This is a genomic window from Tianweitania sediminis (assembly GCF_017813335.1).
GTDB lineage: Bacteria > Pseudomonadota > Alphaproteobacteria > Rhizobiales > Rhizobiaceae > Tianweitania > Tianweitania sediminis.
In genome coordinates, this window is record NZ_JAGIYY010000001.1 from 869431 (window position 1) to 889197 (window position 19767).

A 19767-nucleotide genomic window follows, 5' to 3' on the forward strand; every position below is an offset into this window, starting at 1 on the left:
TCCGTTGGCAAATGAAAGCGAATTGTGCAGGTGCGTTCTGGCCAGCTACCGCGCGCAAACATCTGCCAATGCGACCGCTCCGATAGCTGGACGTCGCGCATGCCATCCCGCACTATTGCTGCAGCGGGAGGATGGATCATGACGCGAACGGCGCTGGTCAGCGGGGGAACACGCGGTATCGGAGCAGCCATTTCGATTGCTCTGAAGGAAGCCGGCTACAAAGTGGCCGCCAATTACGCCGGCAATGATGCCGTGGCGGCGAGTTTCACCGCGGAGACCAGCATCCCCGCGTTCAAGTGGTCGGTCGCCGATTATGATGCTTGCACGGCCGGCATTGCCGCTGTCGAAGACATGCTGGGGCCGGTCGAGATCCTCGTCAACAATGCCGGCATCACGCGCGATGGCATGTTCCACAAGATGACGCGCGCCCAGTGGCAGGAGGTGATCGACACCAATCTGAACGGCGTCTTCAACATGACGCATCCGGTTTGGACCGGCATGCGGGAGCGAAAGTTCGGGCGGGTCGTGACGATATCCTCCATCAATGGCCAGAAGGGTCAGGTGGGGCAGGTGAACTATTCTGCGGCAAAGTCGGGAGACCTCGGCTTCACCAAGGCGCTGGCTTTGGAAGGTGCCCGCTTCGGCATCACGGTGAACGCGGTTTGCCCCGGTTACATCGCCACAGACATGGTGATGGCGGTTCCTGAAACGGTTCGCGCCGGCATCGTTGCGCAGATCCCGGTCGGGCGTCTCGGCGAAGTGGCGGAAGTCGCGCGCTGTGTGCTTTTTCTTGTATCCGACGACGCCGGCTTCATCACCGGCTCGACGCTGACCGCAAATGGCGGCCAATTCGTCATCTGAGGCGGGTCGCCTTGCACGCAGCATCTGGGCGCTTCGGAACAGAAGCGTAAACGGTCCTACACACGCAACGCATCGCTTCTGTTGAGCGCCTGTGGATAATCGGTGTGTAACCGGTGCTGAACACCACATCTAGCCGTGAACAAACCCAGTAGATGTCGATACTTCTGATTCGTCGATGATTCGTTGCCGCTTCACTCCGAAGGTAAACAAAGCGGAGGTTGCTATCGCTTTTCAGGTTCATTGCGGCTTAAGATTTGCCAGCGCGGGCAAAGACTTGCCGGGTCCTCAAAGGCGGAACCAGTTCGGCGAACCGGTGAGGCGGCAAAAGGTTAACGTCGCTGCCGAGCGGGGGCAACGCTGGCTGCTGCGCCGATTCAGGATGTGGTGTCGATCAGCCGATCGACACCACATGTAGTCGTGAACAAAGGGCCAACTTGAGAGTGTCAGCGATTCGTCGGTGATTCGTTCCAGACTCGTTCCAGGAGTTAACGCGCCGCCGCTTTTCTGCCCCTCAGGTGGACAATGGCGGTCGGCTGTGGATGACTGGCTCTGTGATCGGCGCGGCAGAACCTCTATATGCGTGGGACGGGCGACGTTCGTCGACCGCTCCGCCGCCTCGTTTGGAGACGACCTTCTCTCCATGATTGCTTCTACCAGCCGTTCGCCTGCGCCTCTCGTTCTGTCGGGCCGAAATGTCACGGCCGTTCTCGGCCCCACCAATACTGGCAAGACGCATCTCGCCATCGAGCGGATGGTGGCGCACACAAGCGGCGTCATTGGACTGCCGCTCCGCCTGCTGGCGCGGGAAGTTTATGGACGCGTGTGCGAGAAAGTCGGCGCCGACAAGGTCGCGCTGATTACCGGCGAAGAAAAGATCCGGCCGATCGGCGCGCGCTATTCCGTGTGCACGGTGGAAGCCATGCCGCGCGAAACCGATGCCGCCTTTGTTGCTCTCGACGAAGTTCAACTCGCGGGCGATCTCGAACGCGGCCACATATTCACTGACCGCCTTCTTCACCTGCGCGGGCGTGAAGAAACGCTGCTGCTCGGCGCAGGCACGATGCGTGGCATTCTCGAGAAGCTTCTGAAGGGCGTGTCGGTCGTGTCTCGGCCGCGCATGTCCCACCTTGCTTATGCCGGGTCCAAGAAGATCACGCGGCTGCCGCGGCGTTCGGCCATTGTCGCGTTTTCGGCAGACGAAGTTTATGCCATTGCCGAACTCATCCGCCGCCAGCGTGGCGGCGCGGCGGTGGTGCTCGGCGCTCTTTCTCCCCGCACCCGCAACGCGCAGGTCGAGCTCTACCAGTCCGGCGATGTCGACTATTTGGTGGCGACGGATGCGATCGGCATGGGGCTTAACCTCGATGTCGACCATGTTGCCTTCGCACAGGATCGAAAGTTCGACGGCTTCCAGTTTCGCAACCTGACCCCTGGCGAGATCGGCCAGATCGCCGGACGCGCCGGTCGCCATGTGCGCGACGGAACCTTCGGCGTCACGGGCCAATGCGACCAGTTTGCCGATGAAGTCGTGGAGCGGGTGGAAGCCCACAGCTTCGATTCGGTGAAGGTCCTGCAGTGGCGCAGTGCCGAACTGGATTTCGCCAGCCTAGAAGCGTTGCAGCGGTCGATCGACACGATCGCGCCTGTGGAAGGTCTCACGCGCGCATTGCCCGCCGTGGATGCGCAGGCGCTGGCGCAACTGGCAAAGGACGGCGACATCCGCCGGTTGGCGACCAACCGCGAACGCGTCGCACTCTTATGGGAAGCCTGCGCGCTTCCTGATTACCGCCGGATCGCGCCGGCGCAGCATGCCGATCTCATCGCCTCCATGTATAGTGATCTGGCCGAACGCGGGCATGTCGACGAAGCTTATATGGCCGAGCAGGTGCGGCGTGCAGACACCACAGATGGGGATATCGACACGCTTTCCCATCGCATCGCTCAGATCCGGACATGGACTTTTGTTTCCAATCGGCCCGGCTGGCTTGCAGATCCGCTGCACTGGCAGGAAAAAACGCGCGAAATCGAAGACCGATTGTCCGATGCGCTGCATGAGCGATTGACGAAACGCTTTGTAGACCGCAGGACATCCGTCCTCATGAAGCGGCTGAGAGAAAACACGATGCCTGAAGCCGAAATCCAGCCCGCAGGGGGCGTGCTTGTTGAAGGTCACCACATCGGCGACCTGCAGGGCTTCCGGTTCACCTCCGATCCGAGCGTCCAAGGCGAAGATGCCAAGGCGGTGAAAGCTGCCGCGTCCAAGGCGCTGGCTCAGGAATTCGAAAGCCGTGCCGACAAGTTTGCTGCCGCTCCCAACGGGGACTTCGCGCTGGCATCCGACGGGACGCTGCGCTGGATTGGCGCGCCCGTCGCGACGATCGTTTCGGGCGAAGATCCGTTGAAGCCGCGCGTCATTCTTCTTGCGGACGAGCAACTCACCGGACCGGCCCGCGACAAGGTCATGGCGCGGGCCGAGCGTTTTGTTGCGTTCCAGGTCGAGTCCCTGCTGCGGCCGCTGGTGGACCTGCGCGACGCCGAACAATTGTCGGGCATTGCGCGCGGCATCGCTTTCCGCCTGGTGGAAAACTTTGGCGTTCTTAACCGCCGTGACATCGCCGATGACGTGAAAAGCCTGGACCAGGAAGCCCGCGCCGCCCTGCGTCGGATCGGTGTGCGGTTCGGGGCCTACCACATCTTCGTGCCGGCACTGCTGAAACCCGCGCCGGCCGGGCTTTTGACGCTGCTTTGGGCGTTGAAGAACGACGGCAAGGACAAGCCCGGCTTCGGTGATCTGGTGACGATGCTGGCCGCTGGCCGCACGTCGGTCGTTGTGGAGCCGAGCTTCGATCCCGCCTTTTACCCGCTTGCTGGATATCGCCAGCTCGGCCGCCGCGCCGTGCGCATCGACATTCTAGAACGCCTTGCCGACCTCATCCGGCCGGCGCTTGCGTGGCGGGCTGGAACAGGTGTGCGCCCAGCCGGTGCGTTCGACGGGCAGGCCTTCACCACCACACCACAGATGATGTCGATCCTCGGCGCCAACGCGGAGGACATGGAAGAGATCCTCAAGGGTCTCGGCTATCGGGCCGAGCCGAAGCCGGCCCGCGAAATCCGCGATCGCATGGCTGCCATGGATACCCGCGCAGCGGAAGCTGCGGCAGCCGCGGCGGCGAAGTCTGAAGCAGCAAAGGCCGAGGCTGAACAAGCCGCGATCAGCGAGGCTGCCTCGAGCAGTCCTGTTCAGCAGGAGAACAATGTCGAGGTGATTGATGAGATCCTTGCCGCGCAGCGCGAAGCCAGCGAAGGCGGTGCGGACAGCCTGGCTGCCGGTGCCAGCGTGTTCGGGGCGGATCCTGAACAGCCGGTGACCGGAAACGAGCCGGCGCAAACCGCTGGAGGCGGCGAGGGAAGCCAGGTCGCGGAGGCCGCTGATCAGCCCGCACCGGAGGCTGCAAGCACCGAAGCGATCGCCGAAGCAATGCAGGCACCGGAAGCCGATGCGACCGAGGCGATGCAAGCTGCGACCTCTGTTTTGGGCGCTCCGGAGTCGGAGCCCGTCGGGGATGCGACCATCGAAACCACGGTGGACGCGCAACCAGAGACTGCGCCCACAACGGACGCCGAACCTGCCGAGGAAGAAAAGCCGATCCTGCTTTGGCGTCCGGCCCGGCACGACCGGGCTCCGCGCCATGGACCACGACCGAACCACCGCAACCGCGGAGGGGATCGACGCGGCGGGGCGCCCGCTGCACCGGGCGAGGCGGGGGAAATGCAGAATCGCGGCAACAACCGCAACCGGCGCTTCGACAAGGGAGGCGATGCCGCACCGCAGCAGCGTCCACCGCATCGGCATGACGGCGAGCCGCGCGACAAGCGCCCTGGCGGCGAAGACCAGCGCAAGGGCGGCAATCGGTTCGAAGGGCGCGGCGGTAAGGAACGTGGGCCGCGTCCCGAAGGCGGGCGTCCGCGCGATGATCGCGCCAAGTTCTCGGCGGCACCCAAACGCGAGGAGCGGCCGGCGCGGATTGATCCAGACTCCCCCTTCGCCAAGCTCGCCGCCCTGCGCGACCAGTTGAAGAAGTAGCGTTGAGCGAGGCTCGGCAACGCCTCGACAAATGGTTGTTCTTCGCGCGTCTGCAGAAATCGCGCACGCTGGCGGCCAAGCTCGTGTCCGCGGGCAAGGTTCGGATCAACCGTGAAAAGGTGGACAACCCGGCGCGCAGCATCAAGCCGGGCGACGTCCTGACGATTACGCTGGAGCGCCAGGTGCTGGTTGTTCGATGCGAACAGCCAGGCACGCGGCGCGGGCCGGCCGTGGAAGCGCGCAGCCTTTACACCGACCTTTCGCTGGCCAAGCCTGGCGGAGACCTGCCCGCGTCCTCAACCGGGGTCAATTCTCCGGAACACGAACGCGAAGATGGGGACCTCACCGACCCGGAGGCGTGAGGGGCAGGGCGGCGCGTGGAAAACGGTTCCTTCTGAGGCTCCACTGGCGACATTTCCGCCTCTTGTCAGCCTTCTGCAAAGCGACTACCTCCGCGCCAGCCATACCGCCAGCAGTCTTCGCGCCCCTTCCCCTTGCGTGAAGTTCCCTCAGGGAGCCCAGCCATCATGACCTATGTCGTCACTGACAACTGCATCCGCTGCAAATACACGGATTGCGTTGAAGTGTGTCCGGTGGACTGCTTCTACGAAGGTGAGAACATGCTGGTGATCCACCCTGACGAGTGCATCGATTGTGGCGTGTGCGAGCCTGAATGCCCTGCCGACGCCATCAAGCCGGACACCGAGTCTGGCTTGGACAAGTGGCTTACCCTCAATGCGGATTTTGCCTCGAAGTGGCCGAACCTGACGGTGAAGAAGGATCCGTTGCCCGACGCGGAGACCTTCGATGGCGAAGCCGGCAAGCTTGAAAAGTATTTTTCCAGCGAGCCCGGCAGCGGCGACTGAGCCGTCGGCTTAACGCATCAGCAGAGACGATCGATCGCGGGGAAAGCGCACGTCAGCCCCCCGCGTGCAGGTGCAGCAAAATGTTGATTCTGTCGGCTTTTTGTGCTAGCGCTATTCGAATGCCGATGACACACCATCGTTTTATGGCGCTGACGCCCTAATCCCGACAGGTGAAGACTGTTGCCGACCAGGTGGGGCCTGGGCGAATGCACCTGATTGGCATTCGCGCTTGCCTGATTTGCGACGGCTCGGTCGTGTGGAAGCGGTTACGGGTTTTGCCCGAAAGGGTCAAGCGGTTCGTCGACGCTTTGTCGACGCGGAACACAGGAGTAAGTGCGTATGGCTATCCAGCAGAAAAAGTCGGCGGCGCGGAACGGTTTCAAAACCGGCGAATACATCGTTTATCCCGCTCACGGCGTTGGCCTGATCGCCGCCATCGAAGAGCAGGAAGTCGCAGGCCACAAGCTGGAACTGTTCGTTATCGATTTCCAGAAGGATAAGATGCGCTTGAAGGTGCCGGTTGCCAAGGCAACCTCCATCGGCATGCGCAAGCTTGCTGAAACCGATTATGTCGATCGCGCCTTGAAGGTCGTGCAGGGCCGTGCCCGCGTGAAGCGCACCATGTGGTCGCGCCGCGCCCAGGAATATGATGCAAAGATCAATTCGGGCGACCTCATCTCGATTTCGGAAGTCGTGCGCGACCTTTATCGCGCCGACAACCAGCCGGAGCAGTCTTATTCCGAGCGTCAGCTCTATGAAGCAGCGCTTGACCGCATGGCGCGCGAAATCGCAGCCGTGAACAAGATGTCGGAAACTGAGGCGGTTCGCCTGATCGAGGTCAACCTCAACAAGGGGCCGAAGCGCGGCGCCAAGGTTGAGGATGCGGCCGAAAACGACGAAACCGAACAGGAAGAAGCGGCCTGATCTTTTAGGCCGATCGCAACAAAAAAGCCGGTCGTTTGACCGGCTTTTTTGTTGTCGACGCCGCCCTCAGGCAGGGTTCAAGGCGCGGTCCATGTTGCGGATGGCATAGCCTTCCTGCTTTGGCCAAGCGGAGTAATCCCCCTTGTTGAGGCCGAGCGTGCGCTCCGCGTGAAGCGGGAAGTTGGGGTCGTCAAGCGCCGGACGGGCGAGGGCCACCAGGTCGGCCTGGTTGTTGTCCACGATTGCGGCCGCGTCTTCCGCGGTGGTAATCAAGCCGACCGCCACGGTGGGAACTTCTGCAAGCTTCCTGATTTCAGCAGCCAGCGGCACCTGGTAGTTGCGGGCAGGCGCAAAGCGCGCACCAGCGAAGCCACCTGAAGAACAATGAACGACGTCCACCCCCGCTTCCTTGGCCGCCATGGCAAACACGGCAACGTCTGCCGGGGTGAGGCCATCCGGGTGGGAGTCAGTCGCCGAAACGCGCAGGAATAGCGGTTTCTCCTTAGGCCATGCGGCGCGCACGGCGCGGATCACGTCCAGCGGAAAGCGCATGCGGTTTTCAAGGGAGCCGCCATACGCGTCGGTGCGGTGGTTGGCGAGCGGCGACAGAAACTGGTTGAGGAGATATCCGTGTGCCGCATGGATCTCCACCACATCAAAGCTGGCGGCGTTCGCCCGGCGTGTGGCGGCGGCAAAATCTTCCGACACCTGCTTCATTTCCTCTGCGCCCAGTTCGCGAGGCTCTGGAAAGCCGTCAGCATGAGGCTCGGCGCTTGGGGCTTCCGGCTGCCATTGCTGAAAAGCAAGGGCGCGCTTTTCTTGCGGCGTTTCGTCGAACTTTCCGCGCCACGGAACGGGTGAGGACGCCTTGCGCCCGGCATGCGCCAATTGGATGCCGGCTGCAGCACCATTGGCTTGCAGGAACTCGACGATGGGCCGCCAGGCCTTCGCCTGTTCATCTGTCCAAATGCCCGTATCGGCATAGCTGATGCGGCCCTGCGGTGAGACGGCCGTGGCTTCCGTGATTACCAGGGAAAAGCCGCCCAGCGCGAAACGTCCGAGATGCACGAGGTGCCATTCATTGGGCCGGCCATGACGAGCGGAGTATTGGCACATTGGGGCAACGATGAAGCGGTTCTTCAGGCGGAGACCTGCAACCGGAAACGGATCAAACAGTTTGGTCATGGCAACTCGCAAAAACGGCAGGAAAGAAAGCCCACACTCAGCGGACGAGGGGTCTGCATCATCTTGGGATCAACAGCATGAAAATGCAGCCGCCGTTGGCTTGAAAAATTTTGAAGCCGCGCCAAGTGGAAAATCGGGAACAATCCTGCTGGTGCCCGCGTTGGTGGCATACTCGGGACCCATTCCGGCCATGGGCTGCGACCTTTCTGGTCCTTCTCGAGTGTGACTCAAGGGGTCGGGGCAAAGGGAGCGTGCCAAATGGACGACACGGCGAAACGAACGTTGATCCGCGCCGCCATGAAGGCACCGTACCTCGAACGAAATGAAGAGCACGATCTGGCGATCCGCTGGAAGGACCACCAGGATCAGGAAGCCCTTCACCGCATCACCACTGCCCACATGCGCCTCGTGATCTCGATGGCGGCCAAGTTCCGCTATTTCGGCCTGTCGATGAGCGACCTCATTCAGGAGGGGCATGTCGGTCTTCTGGAAGCTGCAGCTCGGTTCGAGCCCGATCGGGAAGTTCGGTTCTCGACCTATGCCACATGGTGGATCCGAGCTTCGATCCAGGACTACATCCTGCGCAACTGGTCCATTGTCCGCGGTGGTACGAGTTCAGCGCAGAAGGCGCTATTCTTCAATTTGCGTCGCCTGCGGGCACGCCTGGCGCAGGGCTCCGAGCCGCTGTCCAACGTTGCCATCTACGAAGAGATCTCAAACGCGCTCGGTGTCACGGTTGCCGATGTCGCGGTGATGGATTCCCGCTTGTCGGGATATGACACCTCGCTAAACGCCCCGATGGGCAATGACGACAGCAACAACGCATCCGACCGCATGGACTTCCTTGTTGCGGACGATCCGCTCCCGGATGAAATCGTGACAGAAACAATTGATGTCGAACGCCGGTCACGCTGGCTGGGCAGCGCTCTCGAGGTTCTGAACGAACGCGAGCGTCGTATCATCGAGGAGCGCCGCTTGCAGGACGACGGCGCGACCTTGGAGTCCCTTGGCGAAAAGCTCGGCATTTCCAAAGAGCGCGTTCGGCAGATCGAGAACCGTGCGATGGAAAAACTCCGCACTGCACTCGTGAAGGTTAATCCAGAACTGTCGCTCACGGCAGCTTGAGCTCCCGAAAAGACAGCAAGATCAGGACAGATGGCGCCCTTGTGGCGCCATTTCCCGTTCGAGGGGTAAGCAGGCTGTCCGGCTTCAGCGATCGGTGACGATCTTGACCTTGTCGCCCGGCGTCAGTGTCGCGCCGGTGGGCAGCGCGTTCAACATGCGGAACAGGTCGAGCTTTCGGTCGACGCCTTCCATTTGCGCCGCAAGCGACGCCACGGTTTGGCCGGGCTGCACCGTCAGGATGCGGATGCGCAACGGCTTCAGGTTCGCCTTTTCTTCGGCGGTCAGGACGCGGAAGCTCGAGCCGACGCTGCCTGCGACGGAGGGCAGGGCAGCGCTGGCCAGCGGGGCCGCCGTGAGGAGGCGGTACACCTGCTCGCCCGCCCGCACCACCGTCACCTGGAATTCCCAGCTGTCGACCCGGGCGCGCGCAGTTGCCGCTTCATGCCCGTTGATGCTGGTTTCTGTCACCGACGCATTATCGAGACCCGCTACCCAGCCGCTGCGCAGGTAACTGGCCAGCGTCGTGTTGCGGTCGATGGTCACGCCATCGAAGCGAACGGCGATGTCACCCGGTCCGGTGGCTGTCACCGCTTCGGCGGAATTGTCGATGGTGAAGCCTTCCGGCACGGTGAAGGACACGCCGAGCCCCGGATGCAGGAAGGTGCGCCCGCGCACATAGCCTTCTTCCGGCGTGTCGCCATAAAGAAGCCCATCGATACCAGCCAGGAACGAATCCCGGTCGCGCACGCCCGTGCCAGGGGTGCCGAACTGCCGTGCATGGCGCTGCGCCAGTTCGAAGCGCTGCGGCGCTGTTGGATGGCTCGCCAGAAAGTCGAGGCTCGGATCATCGGCCCCGCTGACACTCCGGAAATCCGTGTAAGCCTGCATGGACTGGAGGAAGCGGGCGGCCGCGAAGCCGTCATAGCCGGCTCGCGCCAGAGCACGGATGCCGATAGCATCGGCTTCCAGCTCCTGATTGCGCGAAAACTGCGCCAAGCGAAGCTTGCCTCGGATCAAGGCCAGCTTGGCGTTCTGGTCGCCGTTCAGAACATCGCTCACCACCCGCGACGCAAGAACTTCCTCGGCTTCTCTTTGCTGGCGCTGGATCCCGTGATTGGCCGTCACATGCGCCATTTCGTGGCTGATCACGGCGGCAAGCTCGGCCGAATCATTGGCGAGCGCGAGCAAGCCACGGGTGATGTAGAGGTAGCCTCCCGGCAGGGCGAAGGCGTTGATGCTGGGCGAGTTGAGGATGGTGATTCGAAAGGTCTGTGCCGGGTTTTCCGGATCAAGCGTGAGGGCCCCGATCGCCTTCGCAACCATCCGCTCGAGCTTCTGGTCGGAATACTCGCCGCCATAGGTCGCGAGAATGCGCGGGTGCTGGGCTCGCGCCACCGCCGCCAAGCGATCGTTGCGCGACACGGTTTCCACCGTAACGGGGTTGTCGGAGGGACGAACCGCTTCAAGAGAGGGGTCGTTGCTGAAAGCGTCCATGCTGACGCAGCCCGAGGCGAGCGTCAGCAGCGCCAGCACACCCACTGTGCGGCCCATCAACCTGCCTGCAGGGTTCGGTCGGCCCATTCTGGTGCGCCTGGTGGAACTCAGCCCAATGCCCTTTCCGGTGCTTTTTCTCGAATCTGGAAAGGCGGGTGACCTAGCCACATCTCACGACGGGATACAACAAGCGCGCAGTCCACGCAGCTTGTCGCGCAGGATTATGTCGTCATCCGGGCGAAGGAAGCGGCTTGCCCAGATAGCGGCGGAATGGTTCAGGGGCTGCGGCACCGAAGAAGTCCTGGGCGGGACCGGTTGCAATCGTTCGTCCGTCGTCCAGAAGAACCACCTGGTCCGCCAGGCGCTCGGCGTCTTCGGGATGGTGGGTCACGAACAGGATCGTCATGCCACGCCTACGATGAAGCGCGCGCACCTCTTCCACCATTTCCGCCCGTAGCGCCGGGCCGAGTGAGGCAAATGGCTCATCCAGGATCAGAACCGGTCGTTCCCGCACAAGGGCTCGCGCAATGGCGACGCGCTGGCGTTCGCCACCCGACAGTTCATGCGGCAGGCGTTTTTCCTTGCCCCCAAGCCCGGTCGCTTGCAGCGCCTGCGCCACGGCGCTTCGATCTGCTTCGCCCAGCTTCAGGTTGGGAGCGCGGCCAAGGGCGACATTCTTCTCGACCGGCAGGTGAGCAAACAAGTTGTTTTCCTGAAAGATCATCGAAACCGGCCGCTGCCATGGCGGCACTCCCGCCATGTCCGCTCCGCCGATCCTGACGGTGCCTCCGTGAGGCTCCTCAAACCCAGCCACCAGGTTGAGAAAGGTGGATTTGCCGGAGCCGCTTGGTCCCATGATGGCGGTGATCTCGCCAGCGGGAAGCAGCGCGTCGAAATGGAATTGAGCTTCGCCATAGCCGAAGCCAACGTTGTCCAACTGCACGGCCAAACCTGCGCTCATCGCCTCCTCCCGCCCAGCCGGTCGGCGAGGAGCATCAGCGCCAGCGTCAAGAGCGCAAGAAACAAGGCAAGCCCTGCGGCATCGGCCGTGCGATAGCTGCTCATGCGCGCGAGCAGGAGGTAGGGGAGCGTTTGCACCTGTTCCGAGCCGAACAAGGCGATCACGCCAAGGTCTCCGAGCGACAAAGCCATGGCGAAAGCGAGGGCTGCGAGCAGAGGTCGGCGCAGCACCGGCCAATCCACGAGACGAAATCTCTGCCAGCCCTGGATGCCGAGGGACGCGCAAAGTCGGTCATGTCTATTGGCGCCATCCTCGTAGGCGGGGCGGATAAGGCGCAGCGCAAAGGGCATGGCCATTACGCCGTTGACGAGGATCACCATGGCAGGCGCAAGCGCAAAAACATCAGCCGCGCGGCGCAGCAGAATGAACCAGCCCGCCCCGATCACGATCGGCGGGATAACAAGAACATAGCCGGCCCCGGTTTCGGTCAACCATCGGAAAGGGCGAAAACTGCCTGTGCGATCCTGCGAAAGCGTGCGCCTTGCACGGATCAGGCTGAGTGACAAAAGAACGGCCAGGCCGGCGGCAAGGGAGGATAGCCACAGGCTGGTTGCCGCCGCGTTGCGCACGGCATCCTCAAACAACAGCCGGGCGAGATCCGCCGACATTCCGCTGATCACCGTTGCCGCGATCGGACCAAGCACGAAGAGCGTTGCCAAGGCGATCAGGGCGGCGTTGGCCATGCGCTCGCCCGTGGACGGGCGGTGGAAGCGGCGCGGTGACACCGAAGGGTTGGCTTCTCCGGCGGTGTCCGCGCCAAGCCGTGCCAGAAGCACCAGAACAAGCGCTGTCACGCCGAGTTGCACCAGTGTCAGCGAAACTGCACGTGCAGGGTCGAAATCAAACCGAAGCGCCTGGTAAATCGCGACTTCGAGCGTGGTGGCACGAGGGCCTCCGCCCAAGGTGAGAACCAGCGTGAACGACGTCACGCATAGCATGAAAACGAGGCCGGCTACGGAGGGCAGCGATTGGCGCAGGGCAGGCCATTCGATGAAGCGAAACGTTGAGAACGGAGTGAAGCCGAGCTGCGCGGCAAGGCGATGCTGGTCGGCCGGCACCGTATCCAGCGCTTCCAGAAAAAGGCGGGTTGCAAGCGGCAGGTTGAAGAAGACGTGCGCCACGAGAATGCCCGACAAGCCATAGATCCCCGGCCAGGTCCCGCCGGTTAGAACGCTCAGCGAGGAAGCAAGCAAGCCGGCGCGGCCAAGCAGGGCCAGAAGCCCAAGCGCCGCGACGATCGCCGGCAAAGCCAGGGGAACGGCAAACAGTTGCAGGATCACTTGCCGCCCGGGAAAGCGGGGATGTCGAGACAGCGCGCGCGCCACAAGAAGCGCGGGGAGCACAGACAGCAGAGTTGAGAGCGTTGCCTGCCACAGCGTAAAGCGCACGAGGCGGAGAAGGTAGGCATCGAAGGCAGCCAAGGCGGCTGCCGGGTTGCGCATTCCTTCAACAAGGAGACCGGCAAACGCGCCGCCGATCAACACAGCGAGCACGGCCAGGGCTGCCGCGCCCTGCCGGAGCCGTGGATCGGAACGGAGGCGCGCCACCGTTTGTGTTCCGCGCGTGGGCTTAACGGCTCATCACCGCCAGCCACTCATCCACCCACTGCTTGCGGTTGGCGGCAATCTCTTCCGCCGGAAGGCTGAGTGTCTTCGTCGGCTCTACCAGCTTGTCGAAAGCGGGATTGAGCGGTTCGGATGTTTTTGCAGCCGGAAACATCCAGTTGGTTTCGGGAACGGCATCCTGAAAGGCAGGAGTCAGCATGAACGCCATGAAGCGCTTTGCCAGGGGATTGTTCGCGCCCTTGGTGGTGAGTGCGGCGACTTCCACCTGCAGGTAGTGGCCTTCCTCGAATGCCGCCGCCTGATAGCGCTCGGTGTTTTCGGCAATCATGTGGTAGGCAGGAGACGTTGTGTAAGACAGCACCATCGGGGCTTCGCCGCTGGTGAAGAGGCCATAGGCCTCGCTCCACCCCGGCGTCACGGTCAGCACGCGATCGCTCAGCTGCTCCCAGGCCGCTTCCGCTCGGTCGCCATACACAGCCTTGATCCAGAGCAGGAGACCGAGACCCGGCGTGGACGTCCGCGGATCCTGGATCACGATCTTCTGCGAGGCATCGCCTTCCACCAGTGCCTTCAAGCTCCCAGGTGGCGTTGCAACGGCTTCGGTGTCGTAGACGAAAGCGAAGTAGCCATAATCAAACGGCAGGAATGTCTCATCTTCCCAGCCACCCGGGATTGCGAGCGAGGCCGTGTCGACGCCGTGCGGCGCGAAGAGGCCGGTTGCGCGCGCTTCGGCCGTAAGGTTGGTGTCGAGGCCAAGCACGATGTCGGCCTGGGTTGATGCCCCCTCAAGCTTCACGCGATTAAGCAGCGCCACCCCATCGGCCACCGCGACAAAGGAAACGTCGCACTGGCATTCGGCTTCAAACGCCTTTTCCACGAGGGGGCCCGGTCCCCATTCCGCCGTGAAGCTTCCATAGGTGTAGACGGTCAGCTTTTCCTGCGCGGCGGCCGGCAGGAGCCCGGCTGCGAAGGCACCGGAAAGAAACAAGGTCAGCAATGTTTTGCGCATGATCAGCGCCTCCTTTGATCAATGTTACAGGGGATGGAGGCGCTTCAAACAAACGCGTCTAATCCCTCCGCCGGTGCAAACCGGATCAGGTTCAGCGGGTTGGCCGACCCAAAGGTCGCTTGCCTCTCAGCCGGTCGCAATTTTTTCGCGCCGGCACCCCGTTAGAGCACCAAAAGAGATAGAGGTAAGTTGTGCGCCGGGCAAGCTTTGCCCCGTACGTTTGCCAGAACCGGCCACCATGCTATGCGCTCGGTGGATGAGCCTTTTCACGCTTCTTCTTGGCGGCGACCTTCAGGTCACGCCGCGTCTCGCAAGCCAGATTGTCGGCAGCCGCGTGATTGCCGCCGATTCCGGCATTCGTCATGCAGGGGCCCTAGACGTCGAACCGGAACTCTGGGTCGGTGATTTCGACTCTTCCGACGATAGGTTGCAGGCCCTGATGGCGCGCGTTCCACGCAAACCTTTTCCCGCGGAAAAGGACTTCACAGACGGCGAGCTTGCCGTGGATCTGGCTTTGGCCAACGGCGCAACAGAGCTGGTGCTTGTTGGCGCCTTCGGTGGACCGCGCCCCGATCACGCCTTTCTCCACATGACAATGGCGCTGCGGCTCGCAGAAGCCGGCACCAGGGTCCTCTTGTCCAGCGGTCACCAGGAAGGTGTGCCGCTGACCGCGGGCCTGCGCGGGTTCGACTATCCGGAGAACACCCTGTTCAGTGTTCTTGGCTTCACGGATGTTGTCGTGTCCATAAAAGGAGCGCGCTGGCCGCTATCAAAACGGCCTGTACCGTTCGGGTCATCGCTCACGCTTTCCAATTTCGTGTCGAGCTCCCTATCTGTGGAGCTCCATTCCGGGCAAGCCCTGCTTCTTGCCCATATCTCCACTCAGGACTGATCGCTTCAACGTATGGCTCCACCCCTTCTTCGCCTCGACGACATCAAGCTGACCTTTGGTGGCACTCCGCTGCTCAACGGCGCCTCGCTTTCGGCTTCAAGCGGCGACAAGATCGCGCTTGTGGGTCGCAACGGATCGGGCAAGTCGACGCTCCTCAAGATCGCGGCCGGTCTTTCCGAAGCGCAGGACGGGCTGATCTTTCGCCAGCCGAGTGCGACGATCCGGTACCTTTCCCAGGCGCCGGACCTTGAAGGCTATGCCAATGTGCGCGCCTATGTGGAAGCCGGTCTTGGGCCTTCGGATGACCCGCATCGCGCGACTTATCTCATCGAGCATCTCGACCTGACTGGAGAGGAAACGCCGGAAACGCTTTCCGGCGGGGAAGCGCGCCGCGCCGCGCTGGCCCGCGTGCTGGCTCCGCAGCCAGACATCCTGCTTCTCGACGAGCCAACCAACCATCTCGATCTTACCACGATCGAATGGCTGGAAGACGAACTCATCCGCTTGTCTTCGGCCCTGATCCTGATCAGCCACGATCGCCGCTTTCTTGAGCGCGTCACACGCGCAACCGTCTGGCTCGACCGGGGCGAAACCAAGCGGCTCGACAAGGGCTTTGCCCATTTCGAGGAATGGCGCGACCAGGTCCTTGCCGAGGAAGAACGTGACCAGCACAAGCTCGGCCGCGCCATCCAGCGTGAAGAACACTGGATGCGCTATGGCGTCACCGCACGGCGCAAGCGCAACATGCGTCGTGTCGGCGAACTGCAGGCCATGCGCCAGCAGTTTCGGACCCATCGCGGCGCGGAAGGCGTTGCCGCTATGGCCGCCAGTGACGCGCAGGAATCCGGCAAGCTGGTGCTGGAAGCCAGGAACATCGCCAAGAGCTATGACGGGCGGCCGGTTGTCAGCGGCTTTTCCACCCGGATCCAGCGCGGCGACCGCATCGGCCTTGTTGGTCCGAATGGCGCTGGCAAGACCACGCTCTTGCGCATGCTGATTGGCGATCTCCAGCCGGATAGCGGGTCCGTCCGGCTCGGGACCAATCTGGAGATCGCAACGCTCGATCAGCGGCGCGCCAGCCTCGACCTCAACGACACGCTCGCGCAGTACCTCACCTCAGGACGCGGCGACAGCCTCACCGTCAACGGCGAAGAAAAACACGTCGTGTCCTACATGAAAGACTTCCTGTTCAAGCCAGAGCAGGCGCGCACACCCATCAAGGAGTTGTCGGGTGGTGAACGGGCGCGGCTGATCCTGGCGCGGGTTCTGGCACGTCCCGCAAACCTTCTGGTGCTCGACGAGCCCACCAACGATCTCGACATGGAAACGCTGGACCTGCTGCAGGAACTCGTTGCCGGTTTTCCCGGTACCGTGCTCCTAGTTAGCCACGACCGCGATTTCCTGGACCGGACCGTCACCTCCATCATCGCGCCGGAAGGAAACGGCACCTGGATCGAGTATGCCGGCGGCTATCAAGACATGCTGGCGCAGCGAAAGGCCGATGTGGCTGCAAGAAGCAGCGTCAAGGCTGCCAAGCCGGGAGCGGCTGCTTCCTCCGCACCGGGGGCGCCGAAGACTGCGTCAAACAACAAGAAGCTGTCCTACAAGCAGAAGTTCGCGCTGGAAACGCTGCCAAAGCGCATAGCGGAAACGCAGGCAGCCATCGGCAAGCTCGAAGCGGTGATGGCCGATCCCAACCTTTACGCGAAGGACTTCAAGAAGTTCGAAACCACAAACAGCCAGCTGGACAAAGCGCGCACCGAGCTCGCCGCCATGGAAGACAAGTGGCTGGAACTCGAAATGTTGCGCGAGGAGATCGAGGGGTAAGGCGTGTGCTTGACGCGGGGGGCATTTGCCCTTATGGCACACCCGAATTCCATGTGGCTGCGACGATCCCGAGCGCCAATCCGTTGGTGCGGCGAGGATCCATGCCCGGGCGACCGGCAGCTGCCAAGAAAAAGAACCTGAGGTAAAGCCATGTCCCGCTCCTGCGAACTGACCGGCAAGGCCGTGATGTCCGGCAACAATGTCAGCCACGCCAACAACAAGACCCGTCGTCGCTTCCTGCCGAACCTCGTGCAGGTGACGCTGATCTCGGAAGCCATGAACCAGTCGGTGCGCCTGCGCATCTCGGCCAATGCGCTGCGCTCGGTCGAGCATCGCGGCGGCTTGGATGCCTTCCTTGCCAAGGCTGATGCGTCGGAATTGTCGCCGAAGGCGCGGCTCCTGAAGAAGCAGATCGCCAAGAAGACGGCTGAGCAGACGGAAAGCGCCGCCGCTTAAGGCGCCGGCTGCTTCTTCATCGAAGGCGGCTTCGGCCGCCTTTTTCCGTTTGCTGGTTCCATCACCCAGGATAAAAAAATGTCCGCTTCCAAGCCGATCTGGCCCTTCGTGGCCGCAATGGCCCTTGTGGTCGTTCTTTCCAACATCCTCGTTCAGTTTCCCGTACAGGGCCAAGTGGGCCGGCTTGCGCTGGCCGATCTCCTGACCTGGGGCGCCTTCACCTATCCGCTGGCATTCCTGGTCACGGATCTCGCCAATCGCCGCTATGGGCCAAGCCTTGCACGGCGGGTTGTCTTTGTAGGCTTCGCGCTGGCGGTTGCGACGACGGTTGTTTTCCCGCCGCTTCTGTTTCGACTCGGGTTGATCCCTTTCGAGCTGGAGCCCGGCCGCCTCGTGCGGGTGGCCATTGCATCGGGCACAGCCTTTCTCGTGGGCCAGCTCCTCGACGTGTCGGTGTTCAACCGGCTGCGGCAAACGTCATGGTGGCGCGCTCCAGTGGTCGCTTCGATCGTGGGTTCGATCATCGACACGGCGATCTTCTTCACGGTCGCCTTCGCAGCGGCCTTCGCCTTCGTGGGACCGAGCGACGCGTTTTCCCTTGAAGCAGCCCCGTTGCTTGGCTTGTTTGAACCGCAAACCGCGCGCTGGATCTCTTGGGCCCTGGGGGACCTCAGCGTGAAGCTCATCATCGCAGTGGTGGCGCTCATCCCTTACCGGCTGATCACTGCACGCTGGTGGAACCAGCCGCTCGCGGCTTGACACCCGTGATCCCTTGGGAACAGCTCGACAGTGCTGCCATTCCTGGTTCAGGGGAAAGGCTGCGGCTGAAGCGCCGTGGCACGGAATATTCCATCATGCTCGGGACGAACGAGCTGATGAACAGCCGCTTGTCCGGATCGGAAGAAGCGCTCGCCAGTCTAGCCGTGGAAGCACTCCGGGAACGGCAGCGCCCCCACCTCTTGATCGGCGGTCTTGGGATGGGCTTCACCTTGCGGGCCGCGCTTGCAGCCACGCCGCCGGAGGCCACTATTACGGTCGCTGAACTTGTGCCGGCCGTGATTGCCTGGGCGCGTGGGCCGATGGCGGAACTCTTCGATGGCTGCCTCGCTGATTGGCGCGTCACCCTGCTTGAAGGCGACGTCCTCGCGATGATCCGCCGTCCGGATGCTGCCTTCGATGCCATCCTGCTTGACGTCGACAACGGTCCCGAAGGCCTGTCGCGGCCCGATAACAATGCGCTCTACGATCCCCGCGGGCTGGCTTCGGCCAAGAATGCACTCAGGTCGGGCGGGGTGCTTGCGGTCTGGTCGGCGGCGCCCGACAGCAGCTTCACGCATCGTTTGCAGCGCGCCGGTTTTCAGGTGAAGGAAGCCCGCGTCAAGGCGCATCGTGGCAAAAGCGGCGCCCGCCACGTGATTTGGCTGGCGGTCAAGCCGTAGTCCGCAGGGCGGAACTCAGTCGTCTGCGTAGATGAATTCCAGATACAGGTTGCGCTGCAGGAAGGACTGGTTGTCGTCCGAAATGATCGACACGCGGGTCGAGCCATCGGGCGCTTGCCAGACATCCAAGCCTTCCATGTTGTCGATCTGGTAGCCCATGTCGGCTTGCAGAAGGATCTCGCCATCCACCGTGGCATCCGCCTTGATGCTCGCTGCGGCTAGGCTGCGCAGCCGCATCGCCACGCCCGAAGCATAGGAAAAGCGACGTTCCAGGAGCAGGATGTCCCCGTTGGGCAGGAAAGCGCCATCCGTGACGTCGAAGTTGTCGCGGCGCTTGACGTAGAAGATGCCCTTGCGCGGACCGAAAAGAACGGCGGCAAAAAGATCGCCGGCGGGATTGAGGCTCATCTCCGACACAACAAGAAGGGCTTCGCCGAAGACGCTCGTTGCAGGTGCGGCAAGGATGGTTTCGAGGCCGCGGTTCAGGCGCAACTCATGGCGCGGAATGAGAAACGGCACATTGCCGAGCGGGCGCGGGGGCGAGCCCTTCGGAAGGCTGTAGCGTGTTACGCGATGCTCGCGTTCGAAGCTGACAACCGCTTCGCCCTTCCAGAGGGCCAGGCCCTCCGCATCAACCAAGGCTTTCTTGCTCGTTGTTTGTCCTTCGGGCCCGGGGATCGCGTCCATCGTGAAGTCGCGGATGCCCACGGGATGCCCGCTGGCCGCGTCACGCTCCACCTCGCCGGAAAACCAGAAGCCGGTGTCCGATACGCCGAGGAAGCGCCTGCCTTTGTCCAGGAAGCGGAAGGCCGAGAAGCCGCCGAAGTCGCGGTGATTGCCCACCATTTCAAGCCCACCCACGAAGGTGAAGCGGCCGAAGGTGGGTTCGGCGCGCCCAATACGGAATTCAGAGATCTCGCGCGTTGTCACGCTGATCGGTTCGGCCGTCGCTGCGACCGGGAGCAGGAGCGATAGCGCAAGCGCCAGGCCGCAAATCCATCCCGCGGCCCGCTTCATGA

At 62.5% G+C, this 19767-nt stretch carries 17 protein-coding genes and 1 riboswitch; of the genes, 11 read left to right on the forward strand and 6 right to left on the reverse strand.

All coding sequences use genetic code 11. From position 1 onward, the window contains the following. The first annotated feature begins 138 nt into the window (after positions 1-138). The 5 genes from phbB to J5Y06_RS04170 all read left to right on the forward strand — a co-directional run bounded on the left by phbB (position 139) and on the right by J5Y06_RS04170 (position 6735). Positions 139-861, forward strand: a complete 723-nt coding sequence (phbB, locus tag J5Y06_RS04150) for an acetoacetyl-CoA reductase (protein ID WP_209333811.1) — start codon at positions 139-141, stop codon at positions 859-861. 640 nt (positions 862-1501) lie between these two features. Beyond that, a complete protein-coding gene (locus J5Y06_RS04155; RefSeq protein WP_209333812.1) occupies positions 1502-4945 on the forward strand; it encodes a helicase-related protein in 3444 nt (1147 codons plus the stop codon). Between the two features lie 2 nt (positions 4946-4947). Beyond that, positions 4948-5307, forward strand: coding sequence for an RNA-binding S4 domain-containing protein (locus tag J5Y06_RS04160; protein WP_209333813.1), 360 nt, complete (start codon positions 4948-4950; stop codon positions 5305-5307). Positions 5308-5472: 165 nt separating this feature from the next. After that, on the forward strand, positions 5473-5811 hold the full coding sequence (fdxA, locus tag J5Y06_RS04165; RefSeq protein WP_209333814.1) for a ferredoxin FdxA: 339 nt from the start codon (positions 5473-5475) through the stop codon (positions 5809-5811). Between the two features lie 339 nt (positions 5812-6150). Then, entirely contained in the window at positions 6151-6735 is a 585-nt protein-coding gene (locus J5Y06_RS04170) for a CarD family transcriptional regulator (RefSeq protein WP_209333815.1), read from the forward strand. A 66-nt stretch (positions 6736-6801) separates the two neighbouring features. On the opposite strand, the gene J5Y06_RS04175 is transcribed toward J5Y06_RS04170, so the two are convergent. After that, positions 6802-7920: an NADH:flavin oxidoreductase/NADH oxidase gene (locus J5Y06_RS04175; RefSeq protein ID WP_209333816.1), complete on the reverse strand. Its 1119-nt coding sequence runs from the start codon at positions 7918-7920 to the stop codon at positions 6802-6804. Between the two features lie 258 nt (positions 7921-8178). Between J5Y06_RS04175 and J5Y06_RS04180 the strand changes: the two genes are divergently transcribed. Further along, on the forward strand, positions 8179-9045 hold the full coding sequence (locus tag J5Y06_RS04180; RefSeq protein ID WP_209333817.1) for an RNA polymerase factor sigma-32: 867 nt from the start codon (positions 8179-8181) through the stop codon (positions 9043-9045). 84 nt (positions 9046-9129) lie between these two features. Here the strand turns inward: J5Y06_RS04180 and J5Y06_RS04185 are convergent, their stop codons facing one another. From J5Y06_RS04185 to thiB, 4 genes are all read right to left on the reverse strand, one after another. Further along, positions 9130-10596: a M48 family metalloprotease gene (locus J5Y06_RS04185; protein ID WP_209333818.1), complete on the reverse strand. Its 1467-nt coding sequence runs from the start codon at positions 10594-10596 to the stop codon at positions 9130-9132. A 172-nt stretch (positions 10597-10768) separates the two neighbouring features. Continuing rightward, positions 10769-11500: a thiamine ABC transporter ATP-binding protein gene (locus tag J5Y06_RS04190; RefSeq protein WP_209333819.1), complete on the reverse strand. Its 732-nt coding sequence runs from the start codon at positions 11498-11500 to the stop codon at positions 10769-10771. Continuing rightward, the gene (thiP, locus tag J5Y06_RS04195; RefSeq protein ID WP_209333820.1) at positions 11497-13107 is read right to left on the reverse strand and encodes a thiamine/thiamine pyrophosphate ABC transporter permease; all 1611 of its coding nucleotides are present in this window, start codon (positions 13105-13107) and stop codon (positions 11497-11499) included. Before thiP ends, J5Y06_RS04190 begins: the two co-directional genes overlap by 4 nt. Positions 13108-13129: 22 nt before the next feature. Further along, positions 13130-14134 (reverse strand): thiamine ABC transporter substrate binding subunit, encoded by a 1005-nt coding sequence (gene thiB / locus J5Y06_RS04200; RefSeq protein WP_209333821.1) that lies wholly within the window; start codon positions 14132-14134, stop codon positions 13130-13132. A gap of 45 nt (positions 14135-14179) precedes the next feature. After that, positions 14180-14305, reverse strand: a riboswitch (TPP riboswitch). An 85-nt stretch (positions 14306-14390) separates the two neighbouring features. Between thiB and J5Y06_RS04205 the strand changes: the two genes are divergently transcribed. From J5Y06_RS04205 to J5Y06_RS04225, 5 genes are all read left to right on the forward strand, one after another. After that, entirely contained in the window at positions 14391-15026 is a 636-nt protein-coding gene (locus J5Y06_RS04205; RefSeq protein WP_209333822.1) for a thiamine diphosphokinase, read from the forward strand. Positions 15027-15038: 12 nt separating this feature from the next. Continuing rightward, on the forward strand, positions 15039-16853 hold the full coding sequence (locus J5Y06_RS04210) for an ABC-F family ATP-binding cassette domain-containing protein (protein ID WP_209333823.1): 1815 nt from the start codon (positions 15039-15041) through the stop codon (positions 16851-16853). Between the two features lie 150 nt (positions 16854-17003). Continuing rightward, a complete protein-coding gene (rpmB, locus tag J5Y06_RS04215) occupies positions 17004-17309 on the forward strand; it encodes a 50S ribosomal protein L28 (protein ID WP_209333824.1) in 306 nt (101 codons plus the stop codon). Positions 17310-17387: 78 nt separating this feature from the next. Beyond that, positions 17388-18068, forward strand: coding sequence for a queuosine precursor transporter (locus J5Y06_RS04220; protein WP_245247553.1), 681 nt, complete (start codon positions 17388-17390; stop codon positions 18066-18068). A gap of 5 nt (positions 18069-18073) precedes the next feature. Continuing rightward, entirely contained in the window at positions 18074-18748 is a 675-nt protein-coding gene (locus J5Y06_RS04225) for a spermidine synthase family protein (RefSeq protein WP_209334375.1), read from the forward strand. Positions 18749-18763: 15 nt separating this feature from the next. On the opposite strand, the gene J5Y06_RS04230 is transcribed toward J5Y06_RS04225, so the two are convergent. Further along, complete coding sequence (locus tag J5Y06_RS04230; RefSeq protein ID WP_209333825.1) at positions 18764-19765, reverse strand: esterase-like activity of phytase family protein; 1002 nt, start codon at positions 19763-19765, stop codon at positions 18764-18766. Positions 19766-19767 lie beyond the last annotated feature (2 nt).

Coding starts and splice junctions, on each gene's coding strand:
- J5Y06_RS04190 (WP_209333819.1), bottom strand. CDS start 11,500: ATGAGCGCAGGTTTGGCCGTGCAGTTGGACAACGTTGGCTTCGGCTAT.
- J5Y06_RS04205 (WP_209333822.1), top strand. CDS start 14,391: ATGAGCCTTTTCACGCTTCTTCTTGGCGGCGACCTTCAGGTCACGCCG.
- J5Y06_RS04185 (WP_209333818.1), bottom strand. CDS start 10,596: ATGGGCCGCACAGTGGGTGTGCTGGCGCTGCTGACGCTCGCCTCGGGC.
- J5Y06_RS04210 (WP_209333823.1), top strand. CDS start 15,039: ATGGCTCCACCCCTTCTTCGCCTCGACGACATCAAGCTGACCTTTGGT.
- phbB (WP_209333811.1), top strand. CDS start 139: ATGACGCGAACGGCGCTGGTCAGCGGGGGAACACGCGGTATCGGAGCA.
- rpmB (WP_209333824.1), top strand. CDS start 17,004: ATGTCCCGCTCCTGCGAACTGACCGGCAAGGCCGTGATGTCCGGCAAC.
- J5Y06_RS04170 (WP_209333815.1), top strand. CDS start 6,151: ATGGCTATCCAGCAGAAAAAGTCGGCGGCGCGGAACGGTTTCAAAACC.
- fdxA (WP_209333814.1), top strand. CDS start 5,473: ATGACCTATGTCGTCACTGACAACTGCATCCGCTGCAAATACACGGAT.
- J5Y06_RS04180 (WP_209333817.1), top strand. CDS start 8,179: ATGGACGACACGGCGAAACGAACGTTGATCCGCGCCGCCATGAAGGCA.
- J5Y06_RS04175 (WP_209333816.1), bottom strand. CDS start 7,920: ATGACCAAACTGTTTGATCCGTTTCCGGTTGCAGGTCTCCGCCTGAAG.
- J5Y06_RS04155 (WP_209333812.1), top strand. CDS start 1,502: ATGATTGCTTCTACCAGCCGTTCGCCTGCGCCTCTCGTTCTGTCGGGC.
- J5Y06_RS04220 (WP_245247553.1), top strand. CDS start 17,388: ATGTCCGCTTCCAAGCCGATCTGGCCCTTCGTGGCCGCAATGGCCCTT.
- J5Y06_RS04230 (WP_209333825.1), bottom strand. CDS start 19,765: ATGAAGCGGGCCGCGGGATGGATTTGCGGCCTGGCGCTTGCGCTATCG.
- thiB (WP_209333821.1), bottom strand. CDS start 14,134: ATGCGCAAAACATTGCTGACCTTGTTTCTTTCCGGTGCCTTCGCAGCC.